Raw genomic sequence first — 21135 nt, 5'->3', positions numbered from 1 at the left:
CAAAATTATGGCAACATCACAAAAGGTGGCAGCTCCAGCAGCTGCAAAGAAGTCTCAGGGCTTCACTGGTATCAGAGGTGCGTTCTGGATCATTGTATTGTGCTTCATCGCAGCTCTTTGCATCTTCAATCTCGTTCTTGGTAACGGCGACAACTTCCAGGGTGGCGACAACGCCAATGCTCCTGTCAACATCCTCGGTACTATCTTCAAGGGTGGTTATGTGGTGCCTGTGATCCACACACTGTTGCTCACCGTGCTCTGCCTCACTGTTGAGCGCTGGTTGGCTTTGAAGACCGCATTCGGTAAGAAGAACCTCACCAAGTTCGTGGCAAACATCAAGGCAGCTCTGAAGGCTAACGACTTCGACAAGGCTGAGAAGCTCTGCAACGAGATGCGCGGTTCTGTTGCAAACGTTGTCCTCGCTTCTCTTCACGCTTACAAGGATATGGAGAGCGGTGCTAACGCATCTCTGAAGAAGAGCCAGAAGGTCGCTAAGATCCAGCAGGCTCACGAGGAGGCTACTCAGCTTGAGATGCCTACTCTGCAGATGAACCTCCCGATCATCGCAACCATCGTTACACTGGGTACACTTACCGGACTGCTTGGTACTGTGACCGGTATGATCCGTTCATTCCAGGCTCTGGCTGCCGGTGGTGGTGGTGACTCTCTCGCCCTGTCAACTGGTATTTCTGAGGCCCTTGTGAACACGGCCTTCGGTATCGCAACTTCTTGGTGCGCCGTTATTTCTTATAACTTCTTCACCAACAAGATCGATAAGCTGACATACGCACTCGACGAAGTAGGTTACACAATCGCTCAGACATACGAAGCTAACCACACAGACGAGGCTTAATTTTACTAACCCTTTAAAATTTTATCATTATGGGTAAAGTAAAAATAGCTAAGAAAGACGTCTGGATAGACATGACACCAATGTCTGACGTGATGGTCCTTCTGCTTACCTTCTTCATGTTGACGTCTACGTTCGTGAAGCAGGAGCCCGTGAAGGTCAACACGCCTGGCTCAGTGTCTGAAATCAAAGTTCCAGAGAAGAACGTCCTGAGTATCTTGGTCAGCAATGACGGTAAGATATTCATGAGCATGGACAAGACGACCGATGTCCAGACCACTCTTGAGGATGTGGCCGGTCAGTTTGGCTTGTCGCTCTCACCCGCTGAGGAGAAGAAGTTCCTCAACGATCCTATGTGGGGCGTTCCAATGAATGACCTGAAGGGCTACTTGGCCCTGCCGAAGACAGAAATGCCTGTTGCCATCAAGAAGTATGGTATTCCTACAGACTCTGTTCCCGGCAAGACAGGTGATGCCGCTATGAGCGAATTCCAGATTTGGGTAAAGGCAGCCAAGAACACCAACCCTGATGCCAAGATCGCTATCAAGGCTGACGAGAAGACTCCTTACCGCATCGTGAAGAAGATCATGAGCGAGCTTCAGGACATGAACGAGAACCGTTACTACCTGATTACTCAATATAAGAAACAGGAGGACTAATAGATGGCAAAGCAAGGAAAAAGCAAGCAAAAGAAGATGAATGTCCGTGTGGACTTCACTCCTATGGTTGACATGATGATGCTTCTTATTACGTTCTTCATGCTTTGTACCTCTCTGGCTAAACCCCAGACGATGGAATTGAGTATGCCGAGTAACGATAAGAACATTCAAGATCAGGACAAGAGTGTCACAAAGGCATCGTATACCATTACGATCTATTGTGCCGCTGACAATCAGATCTATTATGTGGCTGGTCAGGTAAAGCCTGAGGATCCCACTTGTCTGAAGAAGACAACATGGGGCACCAAGGGTATCCGCTCAGTGTTGTACAATCACGTTACGGAGGATGGAACCTATCCTGTTCAGGACGTGATGAAGGCAAAGGTGGCTCTTGACAAGCAGCGCCAAGATATGGAAAGCAAAGGAAAGAAGATGCCTGACAGCATCTACGACCAGAAGCTTGCCCAAATCAAAGCCGGTATCCTTCCTGATAAGCGGATCGGTACCATGACCGTGATTATCAAGGCTACCGACGACGCTAATTACAAGAATCTGGTAGACGCTCTCGATGAGATGCAGATCTGCAGCATTGGTAAGTATGTGATCGATAAGCTTAATCCTCAGGACATTGAACTTCTGAAGAAGAACAATGTGAAGTTTTAAGCACATTCAGTAACGATTAAAAAGTGAAAAAATGGCAAATATTGATTTAACAACCAATGGTTGGGTCGATCTTATCTTTGAGGGAAGAAACCATGAATACGGAGCCTACAAGCTTCGTAAGGGTACTCCCAAGAGAAACGTCTACTCAATCATTGTGATTGCGGTGTTGGCCGCCCTTTTGGTTGGCATTTATGTGGCCAAGTCTGCTTACGACAAGTATCAGGCTGCCCATGCCAAGAATGAGGCCGTCACCGAGCTTTCCGCTCTCAATCAGCCCAAGCAGAAAAAGGCTGAGGTGAAGCGTAAGGAAATAGTAGAGCCTGAGAAGAAAGAGGTTGTCAAGGAGGTTAAGTCTTCTATCAAGTTCACGGCACCTGTCATCAAGAAAGATAACGAGGTGAAGCCCGAGGAGGAGATGAAGACCCAGGCTGAGTTGATGCAGACCAACACTGCTATCGGTGCTCTTGACGTGAAAGGCAACAGCGACAATGGTGAGATTCTGAAGGTCACACAGCGTGTGGCCGATGAGCCTGTCAAGCCTGCTGAGGAAAAGCCTGAAGTAGAGAACAAGGTCTTCGAGGTTGTGGAGCAGATGCCTTCCTTCCCGGGTGGTCCTTCTGCTTTGATGAGGTACCTCAGCGAAAACATCAAGTATCCTGTCGTAGCTCAGGAGAATGGTGTTCAGGGTCGTGTCGTCGTTTCTTTCGTTGTTGAGCGCGACGGTTCTATCACTGACGTGAAGGTAGCGCGTTCTGTAGACCCCTCTCTTGACCGTGAGGCCATGCGCGTGGTTCGTTCCATGCCGCACTGGATTCCTGGTAAGCAGAACGGCTCTGCTGTTCGTGTGAAGTATAACGTACCTGTATCTTTCAGATTGCAGTAAAAGTTTATATGAAGAAAATAACATCTTACTTTTTTGTAGGATTAGCACTTTCTGTCTGTCTTCTCTCTGCTTGCGGCAACAGCAAGAAGGGAAAAGACGGGCGGACAGATACTTACTCATCAGGGACGATCAGTTTCGTCTCTGATGAGAGTTTTAGTCCCATTATCGAAGACGAGCGCTTCGTCTTTGAGCATGATTATCCTCAAGCCAAGGTAAAGCCCATCTATACCAACGAGAGCGATGCCATCAATCGCGTACTCAGTGGCAAGTCTTGGCTGGCATTCACGGCGCGCAATTTCACTCCCTCCGAGTTAAAGAGCTTGCAGGCTCAGAACTATCGTCCTGTAGCTATCAAGTTGGCATATGATGCTTTGGCCTTTATCTGCCACAAGGATTGCCGTGATACCTTGCTGTCTGTTCAGAACATCCGTGATATCATGAACGGCAAGGCAACGAAGTGGAGTGACATTTTCAAGGATGGCTCCCACGAGCCTATCACCGTCGTATTTGACAACCCGAAGTCAAGTACCGTTCATTATGTAGAAGATTCCATACTTGGCGGTCATGCCATTCTCAACAAGAACGTGGCAGCAGTGAAGAAAACCGCCGATGTGATCAAATATGTCGAGCAACATCGTGACGCTATTGGCATTATTGGCAACAACTGGCTCAACGACAAAGGCGACAGCACCAACCTCACGTTCAACCGCAACATCCGCGTGATGAGTGTGAGTCTGATTCATCCCGCAACTCCCACGAGTGGGCGCAAACCCTATCAATACTATATCTATAGTGGTGAGTATCCATTGGTACGTACTATTTATGCATTGCTTAATGATCCTCGTCAGGGCTTGCCATGGGGATTTGCCCATTTCATAGAGGGGCCGAAGGGTCAGCGCATTGTCATGCGTGCCGGTTTGCTTCCGGTTCTTGGCAATATCAATGTAAGAGATGTTAATGTAGGTCAATAGCAGAAACTTTCTGCTTGTAGGTTCGTCTTTGCATTAAAGTATTCATAAACATAACAGAACTCTATAAAACAGTAGAATTATGAAGGCTTATAAATATTTATTGATTGGTGCGCTGATGCTTGGTTCGTCAGTGCCTACTTTCGCTCAGAACGACAACAAAGCAGTCATTGAGCAGGGCACCAAGGTCATCTTGGCTAAAGGTGCTGATTACAAGGATCAGGTAAAGCAGCTCTACAAGGAGAACAAGAAGAATCCGGAGGTGCTTGTCGCTTTTGGTAAAGTGTTCCTGGCACAGAAGGATACTGCTAATGCAAAGGCTTTCGCCAACTATGCATTGGCCCGCAATCCTAAGTATGCCAAGGCATTCTTGTTGAAAGGTGACATTGCCGTCTCTATGGATGACGCTGGTGGTGCCGCCGAGAACTATCAGCAAGCTAAGTATTTCGACCCGAAGGATCCTGAGGGCTATTACAAGTATGCCATGATTCTGCGTGGCCGTAGCCCTGAGGATGCCGTGAGCAACCTTGAGGATCTTCGCAAGCAGCGTCCTGATTATCCTGTTGACGCTTTGGCTGGCCGTATCTATTATTTCTCTTCCGTGCCTAATCACTTCCAGAAGGCTGAGTCTTACTTCAACAAGGTTCAGAACATTGCTTCCATGGAGGATGAAGACATCACTCGTTATGCAATGACAGAGTTCTTGCTGGGTAACTCTCAGAAGAGTATTGATGTCGCCAAGGCTGGTCTGACTAAGGATCCCCGTCGTGCTGGTTGGAACCGTTTGGTGTTCTGGAACTACACTAACCTGAGCGATTCCCAAAATGCATTGGACTATGCCGACCGTTTGTTCAACAAGAGTGACAGTGCTCATATCACAGCTGACGACTACGGCTACTACGGCAAGGCCCTTTCTCTCGCAAAGCGCTATGACGAGGCTATTACCGCTTACAACAAGGCTATTGAGGATTTGGCTGTTGACAGCAATGCCATCGCTTCCAAGTCTGTGCTTTTGAAGAACCTCTCTGATGTCTATAAAGAGAAGGGTGATTTCAACAATTCTGTAGCTTACCTCGAGAAGTCTATCGACGCCAAGGACAAGCCGACGATGGACGACTATGATACCATGGCTGGTCTCTATACTGATTACGCTTCCAAGAAGTCTGCTGCCGGTGACAAGGCTGCCGCCGCTGCTGCTTTCAAGAAGGCTGATGAGGTTTATGCCAAGATCATGGAATTGTTCCCCAACTACAAGAACTACTGCAACTACATGCGTGGTCAGATCAATGCCAACCTCGATCCTGACAGCAAGGCAGGCCTTGCCAAGCCTTACTATGAGGCACTTTCCTCCAGTCTTGAGGAGAAGGCAGAGCTGAGCAGCAGCGAGAAAGCAATGCTTAAGCAAGCTTATCTCTATATGTTGGTCTATGACTACAATGTCAAGAAGAACACGGCAGGTGCTAAAGTGTGGGCTAAGAAGCTCCTCGTTGTTGATCCTGAGAACGAGACTGCTAAGCAGGTCGCAGCTCTCAAGTAATTAGAAATTCCATTCCATTCATTCAATATGGGCTCCACGGTTTCGTGGAGCCTTTTTTTGCCCCTCCCTACACCAAGCCTCTCCCTCCTCCAAGCCTCTCCCTAACCCTCAGCCCTTCCCTAACCCTTCCCAAGGGGAGGGAATTGCGATACCATTGGGAGCGCTTGCTTCTTATGGGATAACCATGTCAAATGAAACCAATACTTTAATCATTCGTTCTTAATACCGTTCTTTGTACATTGGCAGCTCGCTAAGCCTTTTTCAGAACTCTAACCATTCTCCTTTTAGATGGACAAATCAATCGGCGCTTGAAGTGGACATTTACCGTATTTTGATCTCTAAAGCCTATTATTTACACCAAAAATACAGTTTGTCCAACTTGTTTTGCGTTTTGTCCACCGTGTTTTAATACACTTTTTCTAATTTTGGGCACAGAAACGTAAACATCAATAATAAACCTAATTATTACTACAATGAAGAAACAACTCTTCTCAGTGATGCTATGCTTGGGTGCGATGGGTGGCTTGTCCACCTTCCCGATGCCGTTACAGGCTGCCGTGTCACAATCACAGACGATTAAGGTGAAAGGCCAGATTGTAGACGATCAGGGTGAACCGCTTACTGGAGCCACCATTAAGATTAAAGGTGGACAGGGTGGTACCGTGACCGATCTCGACGGTAATTTCAATCTTGACGCTCCTGCCAATGCTACGCTCATCGTTAGTTATGTAGGTTATAAGGACCGCGAGATTGCCGTGCGCGGACGCGCGATCATTGATAAGATTCAGATGACAACAGATGACCATGTTTTGGACCAGGTCGTTGTCGTCGGTTATGGTACACAGAAGAAAGCCGACTTGACCGGTTCTGTTGCCGTGGTCAATGCCGATCAATTAAAGAAGGTGTCTAACTCCAACATCTCCACGATGCTTGAGGGTAAGGTTCCGGGCGTACAGATTACAACCGATGGTCAGCCAGGTGCAGATCCTTCTGTACGTATCCGTGGTATCAGTACTTTTGGTAGTTCTGCACCTCTTTATGTTGTCGATGGTGTGCCAATGGGAACTACTATCCGCGACTTCTCAGCCAACGATATAGAGTCTATCCAGATCTTGAAGGATGCTGCCGCCGGTGCCATCTACGGTTCTCGTGCTGGTAATGGTGTGGTCATCATCACCACCAAGCATGGTCGTAAGGATCAGCCTTTGAAAGTCGACTATAGTGGCTACTTTGGCGTAGACAAGATTTCCAAGGGTGTTTATGATCTGATGGACGCAGATCAGTACAGCAACTATATTGGTCAGGCATGTGCCAACAGTGGTACCACACTTCCCAGCGGCTATAAGCTCGGTGAGGATGGCAAGTACCATTTCCAGGATGCTACCAATACCGACTGGTTCGATGAAGTCTTCAAGACTGGTATCCGTCAGAACCATAATGTCAACCTCAGTGGTGGCGGTGCCAACAATACCTATAATATAGCACTCGATTACTTCAATCAGAAGGGAACCATCGAGGGTGCCGGTCCTGATTATCAGCGCTACACGGCACGTGTGAACAACTCTATGGACACCAAGTTCATCAAGTTCCAGACCAGCGTCGTTTATTCTCATTCCAAGCAGAACAATATGGCCATTTCCAATGCCTCTGAGTATGTGCAGGGACTTTATGGTGATGTAACCAATGTGCTTCGTGGTACACTGCTTATGCAACCGACCATCAAGGCTTACGATCCTTCTACTTGGGTTCTCGACGACAAAGTCGGTTCTGCCAGTGGCTACAACTATGATGCCTATGGCTATGGTGTGTACAACGATTTGGTTCATGGTGATATCTCCGCTTCCAATCCGTTGCTCGTCAACAACCTGCTCAAGCGCAACACACTTGTTGACCGCTTCGTAGGTACAGGCTCTGCAGACGTTGACCTGTTGAAGATGTTGGGTGTAGATACCAAGACCCAACACCTTAATTATAAGATCAATCTCTCCTATAGCAAGACTCACGCTCAGGACTTCACTTGGATTCCTTCCTGGATTCAGAGCAACCGTGTCTACTTGGCCAAGACCAATGAGAAACTCACCAAGGGTACTCGTACCTATGCTGACGCATTGATGGAGAACACCCTTACTTATGACGGACATATCGGTAAGCACAATATCAATTTCGTTGCCGGTACCGCTTATCAGGAGGAGAACACCAACACGCTGACGGCTTGGGGCAATGAGTTCAGCGAGCCTTACTTCCTTCAGATCCAGAATGCCAAGACCCGCGATGCCAACTCTTTTGAGTACAAGCACGCTATCATGTCATACTTCGGCCGTCTGAACTACAACTACGACGAGAAATATCTTCTCTCAGCTATTGTCCGTCGTGATGGCAGTAGCCGTCTGTCCAAGGATAAGCGCTGGTCCACTTTCCCCTCTGTGTCTTTGGGTTGGCGTATCGACAAGGAGAAGTTCTTCCCTGTCAGCAAGGATATCATCAACCTGTTGAAGCTTCGCGCAAGCTATGGTGAGATTGGTATTGACAATGTTGGTGACTACGCTATCCAGACCACGATGGACCGCAACAATATGAGCTACAGCTTCGGCAACAACATCGTTTACGGTTCTGCTATCTCCACTTTCGTCAATCAGAATCTTGAGTGGGAGCGTCGTATCACCAAGAACATTGGTCTTGACATCGCCATGTTTGGCAACCGTCTTGAGTTCACTGCTGAATGGTTCAAGAACCGTTCTAAGAATTTGCTCTACGGAGTACCTGTTCCGGAGAATGCCGGTGTGAGCAATACCAGTGTGACGATGAACGCCGCTACTTTGGACAACAGTGGTTGGGAGTTCAGCGGTACTTATCGCAACAACGATCATCCTCTGAAATATCAGATCAGTGCCAACCTCAGCACGCTTAAGAATAAGGTAGTGCAGCTTGGTTTCAGCAAGGATGCCTATATCACTGGCAACTATATCACAGAGCTTGGAAAAGAGATTGGTAAGTTCTACGGTTATGTCTATGAGGGTATCGCCCGCACGCAGGCCGACCTCGACAACCATGCCACCCAGCAGGGAGCCAATGTCGGTGACTGCCTCTACAAGGATGTCAGTGGTCCTGACGGTAAGCCCGATGGCAAAATCGACGAGAACGACCGTGTCGTCCTTGGCAGCGGTATGCCTAAAGTCAACTTTGGTATCAGTGCCCATCTGGAGTACAAGGGCTTCGATCTGACTGTTTCTACCTTCGGTGCTTTGGGCTATCACGTTTCCGACGACATCTACAACAGTCTGAATTCGTGCTACGGCTGGGCTAACAAGGACGTTGCCATGGCCGATGCCAACCGCTTGAGCGAGGATGGAAAGACCTATCTGAGCAATGTGCCTCGTACTTACGCTACCAACAACGCCCAGCAGGCTTGGAACGATCTCTTTAGCAGTCGTAAGATTCAGAATGCCGCTTATTGGAAGATCGCCAACGTAGAACTTGGTTACAACATGCCAGACAAGTGGTTTGGCGGATATGTAAACAGCGTGCGCGTTTATGTCTCTGCACAGAACCTCTATACCTTCACAGGTTATCATGGTTACAATGTCGACTATGCCGGAGGTGTGTGGACACCGGGTTACAACTTCTGTTCATTCCCGACACCGCGTACATTCATGTGCGGTCTTCACTTCTCATTCTAATGTTGACAACAAAACACAACTGATAAACATTACGTCAATATGAAACTCTATCATATCTCCCTCGCCCTCTTGTTGGGCCTCGGAACCCTTACATCCTGTAACGACAAGCTCGATTTGGACAATCCCAATCAGCAGACCTCAGCCACCTTCGGCTTCAATGCCGATGATTTGGAGGAAAGTGTGGTGGCTGCCTATAACCACATCCGCATGGAGGGCTCTTATGCCCGTGTGGGCTACACCATCGACATGTGCCGTGGCGATGAGGTGTGGAACTCCTCACAAGTGTGGTATCTTCCGTTCGACAACCTCAACCTTCCTGTCTCCGGTGACATCGGCTGGTGGGTATGGCGTGAGTGGTACTATACCATCAACGTCTGCAACTTCGGTCTCTCCCGCACCGGCGATGATGACAGCAAGTTGAGCGAGCGCATGAAGGACATCAAGGGACAGTTGCTGTTCCTGCGTGCCCTGGCCTATTACAACTTGGCCGGATATTATCAGGACGTGCCATTGATCACTGACTACAACACTTATTCTTCTCTTGACGGTCTCTATGCCACCAACAACACCTTCGACGAGGTCATGGACCAGGTGGAGAAAGACTTCAAAGAGGCTGTAGACCTGTTGCCTTCACGCGACAAGGGCGGAGAGTGGGCCAAGGGACGTGCCACCTGTGGTGCCGCTGCCGGTTACTATGCCCGTGCATTGATGCAGCGCCATAAGTACAGCGAGGCTCTGACTGTCTTGAAGGACATTATCAACAAGAAGTACGGCTCTTATAAACTCATGGCCAACTATGGCGACAACTTCCGTGAGGGTGCACAGTACGAGAACAATGATGAGAGCCTCTTTGAGGTACAGTTCCTCGACTATGGCACACAGGGCACCGACGATGAGTGGACTCCTGTCAACACCAGCAAGAACGCTACGCAAGGCTCAGCTATCGAAAGCAACTGCGGTCCAGGTGCCTATGGTGGCTGGGCTGACCTGAGTGCTTCGCCTTGGCTCTATCAGCTTTTCAAGCAGGAGCGTACCAAGAGTGGCAAACTTGATCCGCGTCTTTATTGGACCATCGGCACCTACGAGGCAGACTGGGACAATGATGATCAGACGCTTGGCAACGTATGCTACAAGTCTAAGATGACACCGATCGATACCGTCGTCACCAACAACAACAATGGCGGTCTGCCTATCTGCAAGTATACCAATATGCGTACCGGTCTCTATGACAAGGTGGTCACTGGTCTTCACGACGGTATCAACCTGCGTCTGATGCGCTACTCCGATGTGCTGCTGCGTGCTGCAGAGTGCGAGAACGAGGTCAACGGCCCGACACAGCAGGCTATCGACTGGATCAATGAGGTGCGTCGTCGCGCCGGATTGGCTGATCTGAAATTAGCTGACTTCCCGACGAAGGACAAGCTCTTTGAGCAGATTGCCAATGTAGAGCGTCCGAAGGAGTTCGGCTGTGAGTTTGGTCGTGGTTTCGATCTTCTGCGCTGGGGATTCTTCTACAGTGCCGACCGTCTGCAGCAGCTCAAGGAGCATGGAACCTACCGTTGCTCGATCCATCATGCCAAGGATCCGGTTAGCTATGATCTTGTCGGCAAGGATCCTGAGGTGAAGTGCTCTTACGACACCTATGTGCCCGGTCACGAGTTCCTGCCCATCGTGGAGACGCTGACCAACAAGAACCCGAACCTCAAGGGTAACTCAGCCAACAACAGCACCGACAACAGTGAGTATTTCAAGACCAACGGATGGACGGTACATCCTGTTGTCAGCTTGAGCAAATAAGCCAAACGATAACTATAAAAAGAAAAAACAATGAGATATTTCAAGCATATAGCCAAAGCACTGTGCATGACAGCACTGGGTGTGATGGCTTTGACCGGGTGCGAGGGTGCTGATCAGTACGGTATCGACTCTCCCGATTGGATCAAAGACAAGATCGACTCCATCAACAACTCTAAGCAGTCGCACGAGGAAGTCCTCGAGGGCATGCAGGAGGATGTGTACACGATCGGTAAAACCGACTTCTCTACCGGCTGGTGGGCTGAGTTCTCCAAGTATTATGTCATTGGTGAGAATCAGAAGTGGTACGCTCAGTTCAACCTGAACCTCAATCCGGATGACAATACCTACTTCAAGAACTTCGCGGTTGTCATCACCAATGATTGTGACCGTGGCGCTACTGACTATAAGGAGTATGGTGCCATCCGCTTCGATGCAACGGGTGACTCGGCTACCTACAACTCGCAGTGGGGTAGCGACTACTATAAGTTGCCGTTTAAGTTTACCACCAGTACGCAGCTGTTGAGTCCGGAAGACAACAAGGATGCCAACATGCAGAAGCTCGGTGGCAAAGTAACACTGACTGTTGACCGCTCACGCAAAGACTCCTTCGTTGTGAAGATGACTAACGGCGCGGTGACGAAGACTTATACACAGCCTTACGCACTGAAAAATATGAATCCCGACGCTTCCGATACCAACATCCGTTGCTTCCTCGTGCCCGAAGGCTCTTATATCGACTTCCTCTCGACCAACATTGTGCCTATCGGCGGTCTGACCTCTGCTGAGGACAAGCAGCCACTGTCGATGACGCTGAACAATGTGCCCGACGAGGTGGATCTCGGTACTTCGCTCGATGATGCCATGCAGAACGTCTCCGCTGAGGTGACCTATGAGGAGGGCGTGAAGAAGACCATCCCGGCTTCCGAACTCTACTTCTCTGCCATCAACGACATGAACGTGGCTGGCGAGAAGACACTCACCGTCATCTACAACAAGACCTTCAAAGGCGAGGCCTCTGCCAAACCTATCGTGGCTTATGCTACTTTCAAGGTTGTACAGCAGATAGCTTCCATCAAGATCACTAAGCAGCCTACACGCACCACCTACTATTTCTATAAGAGTGCTGCCACAGAGGCTATGGGCGACCGCACGATGGCCTTTGACCCGACAGGCATGGAGGTGACCGCCACCTACAAGAATGGAGAGACGGGTGTCCTCGACAACAGCAAGCTGAAGTTCTCTGCCGTCGCCGCTTCGGCTGGCAAAAAGGCTGTGACGATCTCTACTGCCAACGGCAAGGAGGCAAAGACCATGGTCACTGTGAAAGAGTCTGCAAGTAGTGCTGCCGCGTTCTCGCCAAGCCTTGTAGGTCTGAAAGACAACACCACAGCTTGGTGGACAGCCTTCTCCGACGACGTGAAGGTTCCGGCTGGTGAGACTCGTTCGTTCTCTTTCACCAACTATACCGACGGCTTGAGCAATTGGTACAACTTTCTCACCATCCTGCGGAATGCCGACAAGGGTGAGTATGGTGTGGTGCGTGCCGACAACTATGGTTGGGGCAACGGCTACGCCGCTTGCCAGCACGACGGTACGGCAGGTGCTGACTGGGCAAGCTGGCTCGCTGCCATGAACGGAGCCAAGGTCACGGTCTATGTTACCAACTGCAACAATGGTACGGCTGACGTTCAGGCCATCATGAAGGGTACTGACGGAAAGACCTACACCCAGTATTACTTAGGCCTCAACACCGTAGATCCCGCCGACCTCTATGTCGCCTTCACCGCTGACCACTGCCATTTGGTGGCTGGTACGTCCGGTGCCAAGCGACATGTTCACAGACGATAAGTGATAAGTAACGGTAAGGCTCGCTCCCCATTCCCTCAGTAGGAGGGATGGGGAAGGGCTTTACCACTTTTTTTTGATAATTATGAAGCATCTTCAACTCTTTACAGCCGTCGGCCTGCTCGCCCTCAGCACTGTCGCTACATACGCCAACGACAAGACCAGGGTCAGCTACAAGGAAGTGGCGGTTCATGATCCCTCTATTGTTGCCGACGGTAGCAACTACTATCTCTTCGGCTCGCATCTTGCCACGGCGAAGTCCAGCGATATGCTCAATTGGACTTACTTTGGTGGTGGCGAGACTGACGCTTGCACGCTCTTTGCCAATACTGCCGGCTATGCCAACGCCTACAACACACAGAAGATCACTTCTGTGAAGAACTATAAGGGCGAGACTGTCTCCTTTGGCAACTTCAATGCCCACAGCTGGCAGTGCAAAGGCAATAATGTTCAGGGCATGCAGTGGGCTCCTGATGTTGTTCGCAGCCGCAAGACGGGCAAGTGGCTCATGTATATGTCGGTCAACGGTGACTATTGGGCATCGTCCATCGTCTGTCTTGCTGCCGACAACATCGAGGGACCGTATGTCTATCAGGGACCTGTTGTCTTCTCCGGCTTTCAAGGACGCTATGACCACAACGTCTTTACAAAGACCAATGACTGGCAGCACACCGACTTGACCATTGCTACCGGTGCTACTTCGCTGCCCGCCCGCTATAATACGGATAAGTGGGGGAGCTACTGGCCCAACTGCATCGACCCTTGTGTGTTCTATGACAAGGACGGCAATCTGCTGATGTCCTACGGCTCTTGGTCGGGTGGCATCTGGGAGTTGAAGCTTGACGAAACAACAGGTCTGCGCGACTATACTCACACCTATCCTTACCAGATCAATGATAAGAACGCTGCTGAGGACGGTGCCGATGCCAACACCACCAGCGATCCTTACTTCGGCAAGAAGATCGCGGGCGGATACTATGTCTCGGGCGAGGGCTCGTTTATCCGTCATATCGGCAATTACTACTATCTCTTCCTCTCTTACGGAGGTCTGAACCCTAACGCGGGCTACGTGATGCGTGTCTTCCGCAGCGAGAATCCCGACGGTCCTTTCGTAGACGGGCAGGGTACCAGCGCGATCTACAGCCGATACGAACTCAACTACGGCAACAAATCCGTGACCAACCGTGGCATGAAGCTCATGGGGGCTTACGCCGGATGGGGCAGCATGACTCGCGGCGAGCGTGCCCAAGGTCATAACTCTGTTCTGGTCGACAACGATGGAGATGCCTTCCTGGTCTATCATACTAAATTCGACGATGGGACTGACTTCCATGAGGTGCGCGTGCATCCGCTCTTTGTCAACGAAGACGGCTGGCTCGTCACCGCTCCTTTCCGATTCACCGGAAAACAGACTACACAGAAACAAATCGAGAGCGAACGACTCTTCTCTGCTGAGCAGATCGCCGGCACCTATCATCTGCTCAAGCATCCTTACCAACAGACCTGCCGCTACGGAACAGATGGTGATAAACTGGATGCGCCTTTCAGCAAGGCCAACGCGCAAAAACCGGTGACGGTGACGCTCAGTGCCGACGGCACGGTATCGTGCCCGAGCAATGCCGATTACGATGGCACATGGAAGTTTACGCAGGACGGCAAGTCGTTTATCACGCTGAAACTCAACGGCTGGGACTACAGTGGCGTGGCGATCAAGCAGAACATTGACGGGTATAAGGACTGTCCCGCCACCTGCATTACTGCCACCAGCTTCGACGGCGTTCCCGTCTGGCTCTACAAAGAGGGCGTGCCTACGACGGGCATCCATGAGATCCAGGCTGATCAGAACAGCACTAAGGTTCAGCAGGCCTACAATCTCGCGGGTATGCCGGTCAGCGACAGCTACAAGGGCATCGTGATCGTGGGTGGAAAGAAAGTAGTGAGGAAATAGCTTAATCTACTCATCATTGAAAATCTTATTTTCCATGGCTGTGGCTGCGCTCAGCGTTGCCACGGTCTTGGCAGGAGAACCTGAGCGTCATGGCGTCACAGACCCTTGGGTTCATGACCCGGTCATGGCTTACGAGGACGGCACCTATCATCTCTATTGTACTGGTCCCGGCATCCTCAGCATGACCTCCTGCGACTTACATACGTGGGACATCGCTCAGCGTGGTGTCCTGCAAGACCATATTCCTGCTTGGGCGCATGACAGCGTACCCGGATTGCGGGGCGATCTCTGGGCACCGGACATCGTCCGTTACCGTGATCGCTGGTATATGGCTTATTCCTGCTCGACGTTTGGAAAGAACACGTCGGCCATCGGACTTCTCTCTGCCGACCGCCTCTCCGACAGCAGCGGCTGGCGTGACGAGGGCTGTATCATTGCCTCACGCGAGGGACGCGACAACTGGAATGCTATCGACCCCAACTTTGTCATCGACGACAACGGACAGCCGTGGCTGACCTACGGCTCGTTTTGGGATGGCATCCAGCTCCTTCGGCTCGACACTACGCTACATGCCGCTGCCGGAGCGCGTCCTTTCACCATCGCACGCCGCTATGCCAAGGGCACCAAGAGCCTTCCGGCCAATCCCACCTCGGACTTTGCAGGACCCAATGCCATCGAGGCTCCGTTCATCTTCAAGCACCAGGGCTGGTACTATCTCTTCGTCAGTCACGACTACTGTTGCCGGGGCATGAAGAGCAACTACCGTGTGGTCGTCGGACGAAGCCGGAAGATCACCGGCCCCTATCTCGACCGCGAGGGTAAGTCTATGCTCGATGGAGGCGGCACGCTCGTCATCGAAGGCGATAAGAAACGATATGAGGCAGCCGGCCATTGTGCCGTCTATCATCTCCCGTTGCCGAAGAAGCAAAAGAGAGGTGACCTCTTCATTTGCCATGGATATAGTATCAAAAGTGAAGGTATGCCAAAACTGGTCATCCGTACGGTTCGGTGGAACCATGGCTGGCCAGAACTAAAGTAGAAAGAGCATAGGATAGCAAGAGGCTCCAACCCGCTGTGGGTTGGAGCCTTTCTTGTTGTATGTTATATGGCGAGATGATTTTTTTTCAAAGCGTGAACTTTCTTTTCAAAAGCACTTCATTCTCAGCTTGCAATCAGGAGAAACTATTTAGGACTTTGAGACGGAAAGAGGAGTGGGGGAAGAGCTCTATAAAACATATCCTTTCTGTCTTTCTGTCTAAAGGAACTTGTCTTTCTGTCTTACTTCATCGTGAGGACCATGCGTCCTACATAGATCGCATTCTTACCATTCTGGTCCACAGGGATCTGTTTGCCATCGAGGTTGGGCACATAGCGCAGTGACTTGAAGAGCGTATGGCTGTGCCCTCCGAGCACGAGGTCGATGCCACGTGTATGGCTGATGACCATCTGGTCGCCCATGCCCTGCTCTTCCCAACCGAGATGAGAGATGAGGATCACCAAGTCACATTTCTGCTTGTGCAGCTCATCGGCCATCTGCTGAGCAGTAGCAATCGGGTCGAGATATTCCGTATCGAGATAGTTCTTCTTGTCGACAAGTCCTTCCATCTTCGGTGAAAGTCCGAAGACGCCGATCTTCAATCCTTTGCGCTTGATGATGACATAAGGCTTTACGATCTTGTCAAGGTCATACTGATGGAAGCGATAGTTGGCACAGACAATCGGGAAGTTTAGCTCACGAAACACTCTCGCCATGTTTTCCAGTCCGAAGTCGAACTCATGGTTGCCGATGGTGCCGGCATCATAGTGCATCAGATTCATCAGTCCCGCCTCAACATCTCCTTTGAACAACGTATAATAAGGAGAGCCCTGCGAGAAGTCACCACTGTCGAAGAGCAACAGCTGGGGATCCGCCTTACGCTGTTCTTCCAACATGGCAACGCGGCGCAGGAAACCACCACGATCCGCCAACGCCGTGTCAGCAAGGTTCTTGCTCAGCGGCAAGATGCAGCTGTGCGTGTCATTGGTATGCAGTATCGTCAGTTCCTTCTGTCGGCCTCCGGCATCGACGCCAAGGCTAACTGCTAAAAGGAGCAGCATGATATAGAGTCTACTAAAATATCTCATCGTTATCTATATTATCTATCTGTTTATCTTATTTGTTCCGTAATCCCTTAATACTTGAACAGGGTATTCTCCATTCAACACTCATCATTCAACATTCATCATTGAACCACAATTCTTCCCTCCACGTGACCGTCTACAGTCTTTCCTGCCTTGGTCATCTCCTGGAAGTAATGGCGGATGATATAGCGTGTGTCGTATTTCTCTTCTTGTGGCGACACCACATCCGTTGCTGCCTTATAGGCCGTCATCTTATCATTGCCGTGAGCCAAGTAGTCGATTGTAGCGATGCGGTAGCTGCCGTTCGGGTCGATCTCCTTGCCGTTGATGGTTGCGGACTTCAGCTGTCCGTCTTTTGTGATGACAAGCCGCACGCTATGGCTCACACCTTCACCGCCTACAGATGCTACCTGCTGGAAGAGTTCCTGCACCTTACTGCCGGAAAGGGTAAGATATGTGATATGGTTCTCAAAGGGGGCCACGTTGAGAATATCGCCGTAGGTCACCTTACCAGCAGGCAGAGATGCACGAATGCCACCAATGTTATACATACCGAAGTCGATATGCTCGCCCGTCTGCTTGCCATACCAGACGAGGATGTCAGACAGCAAGTTGCTCATATCGCTCTCCGGACGTTGCTTCGTCATATAGTGTGTCGTCGTACCCACAACGGGGTTCATCACCGAGTCCACGACATGTTTGTATGGAGCCAGCAGTGTTGTGGCTGCCTGATCCGGCTGGCGGTCATAGCGGCTGTCAACCATCACCTGTGTGCGCTGAATGTCAGTCAGATGGTATTGGCTGCCGCACGAAGGCAACAGCAGTACCCACGTCAGGCACAGTGCAGACAGCGTAGTATTTCTTTTCATCATGCTATATATAATAATGTGTATAATCAGTTAAGTGCCGCAAAGGTACGCATTTCCCAGTGAAAAGCCATCAAGAAAGCGGGAAAAGCGAAGCGAAAATGTTAAAAAGAACAGATTTTAATCCTCTGTTGCTCATATTTCATTGAAAAGCAGTAACTTTGCAAAGCTTTTCGGCCTAACCGCTGGTTGGAGGAAGAGTCTCCATGCTACGTTGGGTTGGAACGACAAACAACATTTAATTATACACACAATGGATTTGATTAAAGTTGCCGAGGAAGCATTTGCAACCGGCAAGAAGTTCCCTGAGTTCAAGTCAGGTGACACCATCACTGTCGCTTACAAAATTGTCGAGGGTAACAAGCAGCGTATTCAGCTGTATCGTGGCGTGGTCATCAAGATCAGCGGCCATGGCGACAAGAAGCGTTTCACCGTTCGTAAGATGTCTGGTACTGTAGGCGTAGAGCGTATCTTCCCTATCGAGTCTCCCAACATCGACAGCATCGAGGTGAACAAGCGTGGTAAGGTACGTCGCGCTAAACTTTACTATCTCCGTAACCTCACCGGTAAGGCTGCCCGCATTCAGGAAAAGCGTCAGGTGGTTGCTACTGAGAACAAGTAAAAAGAGATTTCTCGCTCTCTCCTCGTTAAGAGGAGAGGTGACTCTACCCACAGAGAACAAATGTTGGACTGCATTTGACGTAGCGAAAGCTATCATCAAAAGCAGTCCAACATTTTTTGTTTCCTACCGTCCATCGTTTCAGACAGCAGAAGCATAGCTCCTATTCTTCGTAGTTGATCGACGCGTCCGTGTCGCCGTGCACCGTGTCCATCAAGTCATCCCACGTCTGGAAACCGGCAAAGAGCGCCAGACGGTTACGCGCTTCCATCGACAGCCGGCGCTTTCCCGTCACCAGCTCCCACAGCTTTTTCAGCGAATGACTGCTCAAGTCCACATTGTGCTTAGCTAAGCGATGCGACGCTTTCTCAAAATCGGCCACCACCTCATGTGGCTCTTCTCTCAGCTTTTTGCCAGCTTCAGCAAAGAGCATTCTTAAATCCCTTTTCATAACAATCTTGTCCTTCCTCCAGACTTTCTATATACTTTCTCAATTTCTCGGTGCAAAGTTAAGAAGAATATCAATACGTTCAACGAAATATTTTAAAAAAATATGCTTTTGAAGTGATTTCCACATGAAGATACCTTCAAGTCCTCATGAAGATACCTTCAAGTCCACATGAAGATACCTTCAATGGCACATGAACATAGGTTCAGTCGTACGAGGACATAGGTAAGATTCCGACATTACATAAAACAACAGAAGATACCATCCCCTACCACTACTTTTTTTGCCGTGTTTATTTCCGTTTCTGCTAACTTTTCGCTACCTTTGCCGTAGGTTTCAATTTCACACCGACATGAAAGAATACGCATTAAAGTACGGATGCAATCCGAACCAAAAGCCGGCCCGTATCTATATGGAGCACGGCGAACTGCCCGTTGAGGTCATCAATGGCCGCGCAGGCTACATCAACTTCCTCGACGCTCTCAACAGCTGGCAGCTGGTCAAAGAGCTCAAGGCCGCTACCGGCCTGCCCGCCGCCGCCAGCTTCAAGCACGTCTCTCCGGCAGGAGCTGCCGTGGGTCTGCCACTGAGCGACACGCTGAAGAAGATCTATTTCGTGGATGACATTGACTTTGAGCTCACGCCTCTGGCCAGTGCCTATGCCCGCGCCCGTGGTGCTGACCGTATGTGCTCCTATGGCGACTTCTGCGCGCTGAGCGACACCTGCGACGAAGCTACCGCCAAACTCATCAAGCGAGAGGTCAGCGACGGCGTCATCGCACCCGACTACACACCCGAAGCCCTGGAAATCCTCAAGGCCAAGCGCAAGGGTACTTACTGCGTCATCAAGATCGACCCGAACTATGTACCCGAGCCCATCGAGCACAAGCAGGTCTTCGGCATCACCTTTGAGCAGGGCCGTAACAACTGCGATCTCAACGACCCGAAACTCTTCGAGGAGATTCCTACCAAGAACAAGAACTTCACTCCTGAGGCGATCCGCGACTTGAAGATTGCCCTCATCACACTGAAATATACACAGAGCAACAGCGTCTGCTATGTCAAGGACGGACAGGCTATCGGCATCGGAGCCGGTCAGCAGAGCCGCATCCACTGCACACGTCTTGCCGGTAACAAAGCCGACGAGTGGTGGTTGCGTCAGAGCCCGCAGGTTCTCAACCTTCCGTTCAAACCGGGCATCCGCCGTGCTGACCGCGACAACGCCATCAACGTCTACCTCAGCGAAGAGCATGACGATGTACTGTGCGAAGGCACATGGCAGCAGTTCTTCACCGAGAAGCCGGCTGTCTTCACTCGTGCTGAGGAGAAAGAATGGATTGCCAAGAACACCAACGTATGTCTGGGCTCCGACGCTTTCTTCCCCTTCGGCGACAACATCGAGCGCGCCCACAAGAGTGGCGTGAAGTACATCGCACAGCCCGGCGGCAGCATCCGTGACGACAATGTCATCGAGACCTGCGACAAGTACGATATGGCCATGGCCTTCACTCACGTGAGACTGTTCCACCACTAATCCGCAGTTTAGCCGAATCATATTTATTTTTCAAGAATTAGAGAATTAGAGGATGATGTCCATAACAGAATGATAGAGCATCAGAAGACCGGCTGCCAAAGGTAGCTCGCAGATTCTTATTCATTCTTATATACTTATATATATAAAGGGCAGGAAATTCTACAATTCTCAAATTCTTGAAAAAGAATAAGGCAACAGTCCCCTCATCTCTCATCTCTCAACTCTTAACTTTCAACTCTCAACTTTCAACTTCCCCATGTCAGACATCGACGAAATCATTGAGCACGGCATCGTCTTCAAGGGTGCTTCCAAAGGCGGACCCAAAGACGACGACAAGGTGAAAACCAAAGCCAAGAAAAAGAAGTATATCACCGGTGCACACGGCTCCGGATCGGCTAAGCAGAAGGCTAAATACCGGCAACAGCGGGCCAACAGAGCTTCGCAAAGAAAAAAGAAATAAGCAATGGCAGCAGAAAACAACGACAAGAAGCAAACACGACGTGAGAAGTTAGCCGGTTATTTCTACGACATATCCAAACTTACGTATGCTGCTTTAGTATTGGGAGGCATTGTTCCTGCCCTAACCAAGATGAATGTGAGGATCAATATCTTAGCGATCGTCTTCGGCATTCTTATGTCCTATGTCTTTGCATATTTCGCCAACAAAATATTAAAATCATAATTATATGGAAACGCTCACTATTATCTTTGCCATCGGCT

General features: G+C 50.0%; 18 protein-coding genes. 15 read left to right on the top strand and 3 right to left on the bottom strand.

Annotation, left to right across the window (positions count from 1 at the left end):
• Positions 1–7: 7 nt before the first annotated feature.
• From NG346_RS02765 to NG346_RS02715, 11 genes are all read left to right on the top strand, one after another.
• Complete coding sequence (locus tag NG346_RS02765) at positions 8–853, top strand: MotA/TolQ/ExbB proton channel family protein (RefSeq protein WP_262279343.1); 846 nt, start codon at positions 8–10, stop codon at positions 851–853.
• A gap of 29 nt (positions 854–882) precedes the next feature.
• Positions 883–1509, top strand: a complete 627-nt coding sequence (locus tag NG346_RS02760) for an ExbD/TolR family protein (RefSeq protein WP_262279344.1) — start codon at positions 883–885, stop codon at positions 1507–1509.
• Positions 1510–1512: 3 nt separating this feature from the next.
• Positions 1513–2172 (top strand): ExbD/TolR family protein, encoded by a 660-nt coding sequence (locus tag NG346_RS02755; protein WP_262279345.1) that lies wholly within the window; start codon positions 1513–1515, stop codon positions 2170–2172.
• Positions 2173–2203: 31 nt separating this feature from the next.
• Positions 2204–3055, top strand: coding sequence for an energy transducer TonB (locus NG346_RS02750; RefSeq protein ID WP_262279346.1), 852 nt, complete (start codon positions 2204–2206; stop codon positions 3053–3055).
• Between the two features lie 8 nt (positions 3056–3063).
• Positions 3064–4026, top strand: coding sequence for a PstS family phosphate ABC transporter substrate-binding protein (locus NG346_RS02745; protein WP_262279347.1), 963 nt, complete (start codon positions 3064–3066; stop codon positions 4024–4026).
• 79 nt (positions 4027–4105) lie between these two features.
• Positions 4106–5560 carry a tetratricopeptide repeat protein gene (locus NG346_RS02740; protein WP_262288263.1) on the top strand — a complete coding sequence of 485 codons (1455 nt, stop codon included), beginning with the start codon at positions 4106–4108 and terminating at the stop codon, positions 5558–5560.
• A 473-nt stretch (positions 5561–6033) separates the two neighbouring features.
• Positions 6034–9237, top strand: a complete 3204-nt coding sequence (locus tag NG346_RS02735) for a SusC/RagA family TonB-linked outer membrane protein (protein WP_262288262.1) — start codon at positions 6034–6036, stop codon at positions 9235–9237.
• Between the two features lie 39 nt (positions 9238–9276).
• The gene (locus NG346_RS02730) at positions 9277–11034 is read left to right on the top strand and encodes a RagB/SusD family nutrient uptake outer membrane protein (RefSeq protein ID WP_262288261.1); all 1758 of its coding nucleotides are present in this window, start codon (positions 9277–9279) and stop codon (positions 11032–11034) included.
• A gap of 30 nt (positions 11035–11064) precedes the next feature.
• Positions 11065–12882, top strand: coding sequence for a bacterial Ig-like domain-containing protein (locus NG346_RS02725; protein WP_262288260.1), 1818 nt, complete (start codon positions 11065–11067; stop codon positions 12880–12882).
• A gap of 82 nt (positions 12883–12964) precedes the next feature.
• Entirely contained in the window at positions 12965–14827 is a 1863-nt protein-coding gene (locus tag NG346_RS02720) for a glycoside hydrolase family 43 protein (RefSeq protein WP_262279352.1), read from the top strand.
• 34 nt (positions 14828–14861) lie between these two features.
• On the top strand, positions 14862–15866 hold the full coding sequence (locus NG346_RS02715) for a family 43 glycosylhydrolase (RefSeq protein WP_396266689.1): 1005 nt from the start codon (positions 14862–14864) through the stop codon (positions 15864–15866).
• A 239-nt stretch (positions 15867–16105) separates the two neighbouring features.
• On the opposite strand, the gene NG346_RS02710 is transcribed toward NG346_RS02715, so the two are convergent.
• Together NG346_RS02710 and NG346_RS02705 are read right to left on the bottom strand one after the other, a co-directional pair.
• Positions 16106–16924 carry a bifunctional metallophosphatase/5'-nucleotidase gene (locus NG346_RS02710; RefSeq protein ID WP_262279444.1) on the bottom strand — a complete coding sequence of 273 codons (819 nt, stop codon included), beginning with the start codon at positions 16922–16924 and terminating at the stop codon, positions 16106–16108.
• Positions 16925–17049: 125 nt separating this feature from the next.
• On the bottom strand, positions 17050–17820 hold the full coding sequence (locus NG346_RS02705; protein WP_262279354.1) for a 5'-nucleotidase C-terminal domain-containing protein: 771 nt from the start codon (positions 17818–17820) through the stop codon (positions 17050–17052).
• 247 nt (positions 17821–18067) lie between these two features.
• Here NG346_RS02705 and rplS point away from each other — a divergent pair, with 247 nt between their 5' ends.
• On the top strand, positions 18068–18436 hold the full coding sequence (gene rplS, locus NG346_RS02700) for a 50S ribosomal protein L19 (protein WP_154532610.1): 369 nt from the start codon (positions 18068–18070) through the stop codon (positions 18434–18436).
• 160 nt (positions 18437–18596) lie between these two features.
• Here the strand turns inward: rplS and NG346_RS02695 are convergent, their stop codons facing one another.
• Positions 18597–18884 (bottom strand): hypothetical protein, encoded by a 288-nt coding sequence (locus tag NG346_RS02695; RefSeq protein ID WP_262279355.1) that lies wholly within the window; start codon positions 18882–18884, stop codon positions 18597–18599.
• Positions 18885–19233: 349 nt separating this feature from the next.
• Here NG346_RS02695 and NG346_RS02690 point away from each other — a divergent pair, with 349 nt between their 5' ends.
• The 3 genes from NG346_RS02690 (at position 19234) to NG346_RS02680 (ending at position 21097) form a co-directional block, all read left to right on the top strand.
• Positions 19234–20415 (top strand): phosphoribosylaminoimidazolecarboxamide formyltransferase, encoded by a 1182-nt coding sequence (locus NG346_RS02690; protein ID WP_262288259.1) that lies wholly within the window; start codon positions 19234–19236, stop codon positions 20413–20415.
• Positions 20416–20671: 256 nt separating this feature from the next.
• Positions 20672–20875: a hypothetical protein gene (locus NG346_RS02685; protein ID WP_154532604.1), complete on the top strand. Its 204-nt coding sequence runs from the start codon at positions 20672–20674 to the stop codon at positions 20873–20875.
• Between the two features lie 3 nt (positions 20876–20878).
• Entirely contained in the window at positions 20879–21097 is a 219-nt protein-coding gene (locus tag NG346_RS02680) for a hypothetical protein (RefSeq protein ID WP_262279357.1), read from the top strand.
• Positions 21098–21135: the final 38 nt, after the last annotated feature.

The organism is Hallella absiana (assembly GCF_025457485.1).
Taxonomy (GTDB): Bacteria; Bacteroidota; Bacteroidia; order Bacteroidales; family Bacteroidaceae; genus Prevotella; species Prevotella absiana.
The sequence above is the reverse complement of the archived record's forward strand: the minus strand, read 5'-3'. Positions and strand labels throughout refer to the sequence as shown.

Coding starts and splice junctions, on each gene's coding strand:
- NG346_RS02765 (WP_262279343.1), top strand. CDS start 8: ATGGCAACATCACAAAAGGTGGCAGCTCCAGCAGCTGCAAAGAAGTCT.
- NG346_RS02760 (WP_262279344.1), top strand. CDS start 883: ATGGGTAAAGTAAAAATAGCTAAGAAAGACGTCTGGATAGACATGACA.
- NG346_RS02755 (WP_262279345.1), top strand. CDS start 1,513: ATGGCAAAGCAAGGAAAAAGCAAGCAAAAGAAGATGAATGTCCGTGTG.
- NG346_RS02750 (WP_262279346.1), top strand. CDS start 2,204: ATGGCAAATATTGATTTAACAACCAATGGTTGGGTCGATCTTATCTTT.
- NG346_RS02745 (WP_262279347.1), top strand. CDS start 3,064: ATGAAGAAAATAACATCTTACTTTTTTGTAGGATTAGCACTTTCTGTC.
- NG346_RS02740 (WP_262288263.1), top strand. CDS start 4,106: ATGAAGGCTTATAAATATTTATTGATTGGTGCGCTGATGCTTGGTTCG.
- NG346_RS02735 (WP_262288262.1), top strand. CDS start 6,034: ATGAAGAAACAACTCTTCTCAGTGATGCTATGCTTGGGTGCGATGGGT.
- NG346_RS02730 (WP_262288261.1), top strand. CDS start 9,277: ATGAAACTCTATCATATCTCCCTCGCCCTCTTGTTGGGCCTCGGAACC.
- NG346_RS02725 (WP_262288260.1), top strand. CDS start 11,065: ATGAGATATTTCAAGCATATAGCCAAAGCACTGTGCATGACAGCACTG.
- NG346_RS02720 (WP_262279352.1), top strand. CDS start 12,965: ATGAAGCATCTTCAACTCTTTACAGCCGTCGGCCTGCTCGCCCTCAGC.
- NG346_RS02715 (WP_396266689.1), top strand. CDS start 14,862: ATGGCTGTGGCTGCGCTCAGCGTTGCCACGGTCTTGGCAGGAGAACCT.
- NG346_RS02710 (WP_262279444.1), bottom strand. CDS start 16,924: ATGCTGCTCCTTTTAGCAGTTAGCCTTGGCGTCGATGCCGGAGGCCGA.
- NG346_RS02705 (WP_262279354.1), bottom strand. CDS start 17,820: ATGATGAAAAGAAATACTACGCTGTCTGCACTGTGCCTGACGTGGGTA.
- rplS (WP_154532610.1), top strand. CDS start 18,068: ATGGATTTGATTAAAGTTGCCGAGGAAGCATTTGCAACCGGCAAGAAG.
- NG346_RS02695 (WP_262279355.1), bottom strand. CDS start 18,884: ATGAAAAGGGATTTAAGAATGCTCTTTGCTGAAGCTGGCAAAAAGCTG.
- NG346_RS02690 (WP_262288259.1), top strand. CDS start 19,234: ATGAAAGAATACGCATTAAAGTACGGATGCAATCCGAACCAAAAGCCG.
- NG346_RS02685 (WP_154532604.1), top strand. CDS start 20,672: ATGTCAGACATCGACGAAATCATTGAGCACGGCATCGTCTTCAAGGGT.
- NG346_RS02680 (WP_262279357.1), top strand. CDS start 20,879: ATGGCAGCAGAAAACAACGACAAGAAGCAAACACGACGTGAGAAGTTA.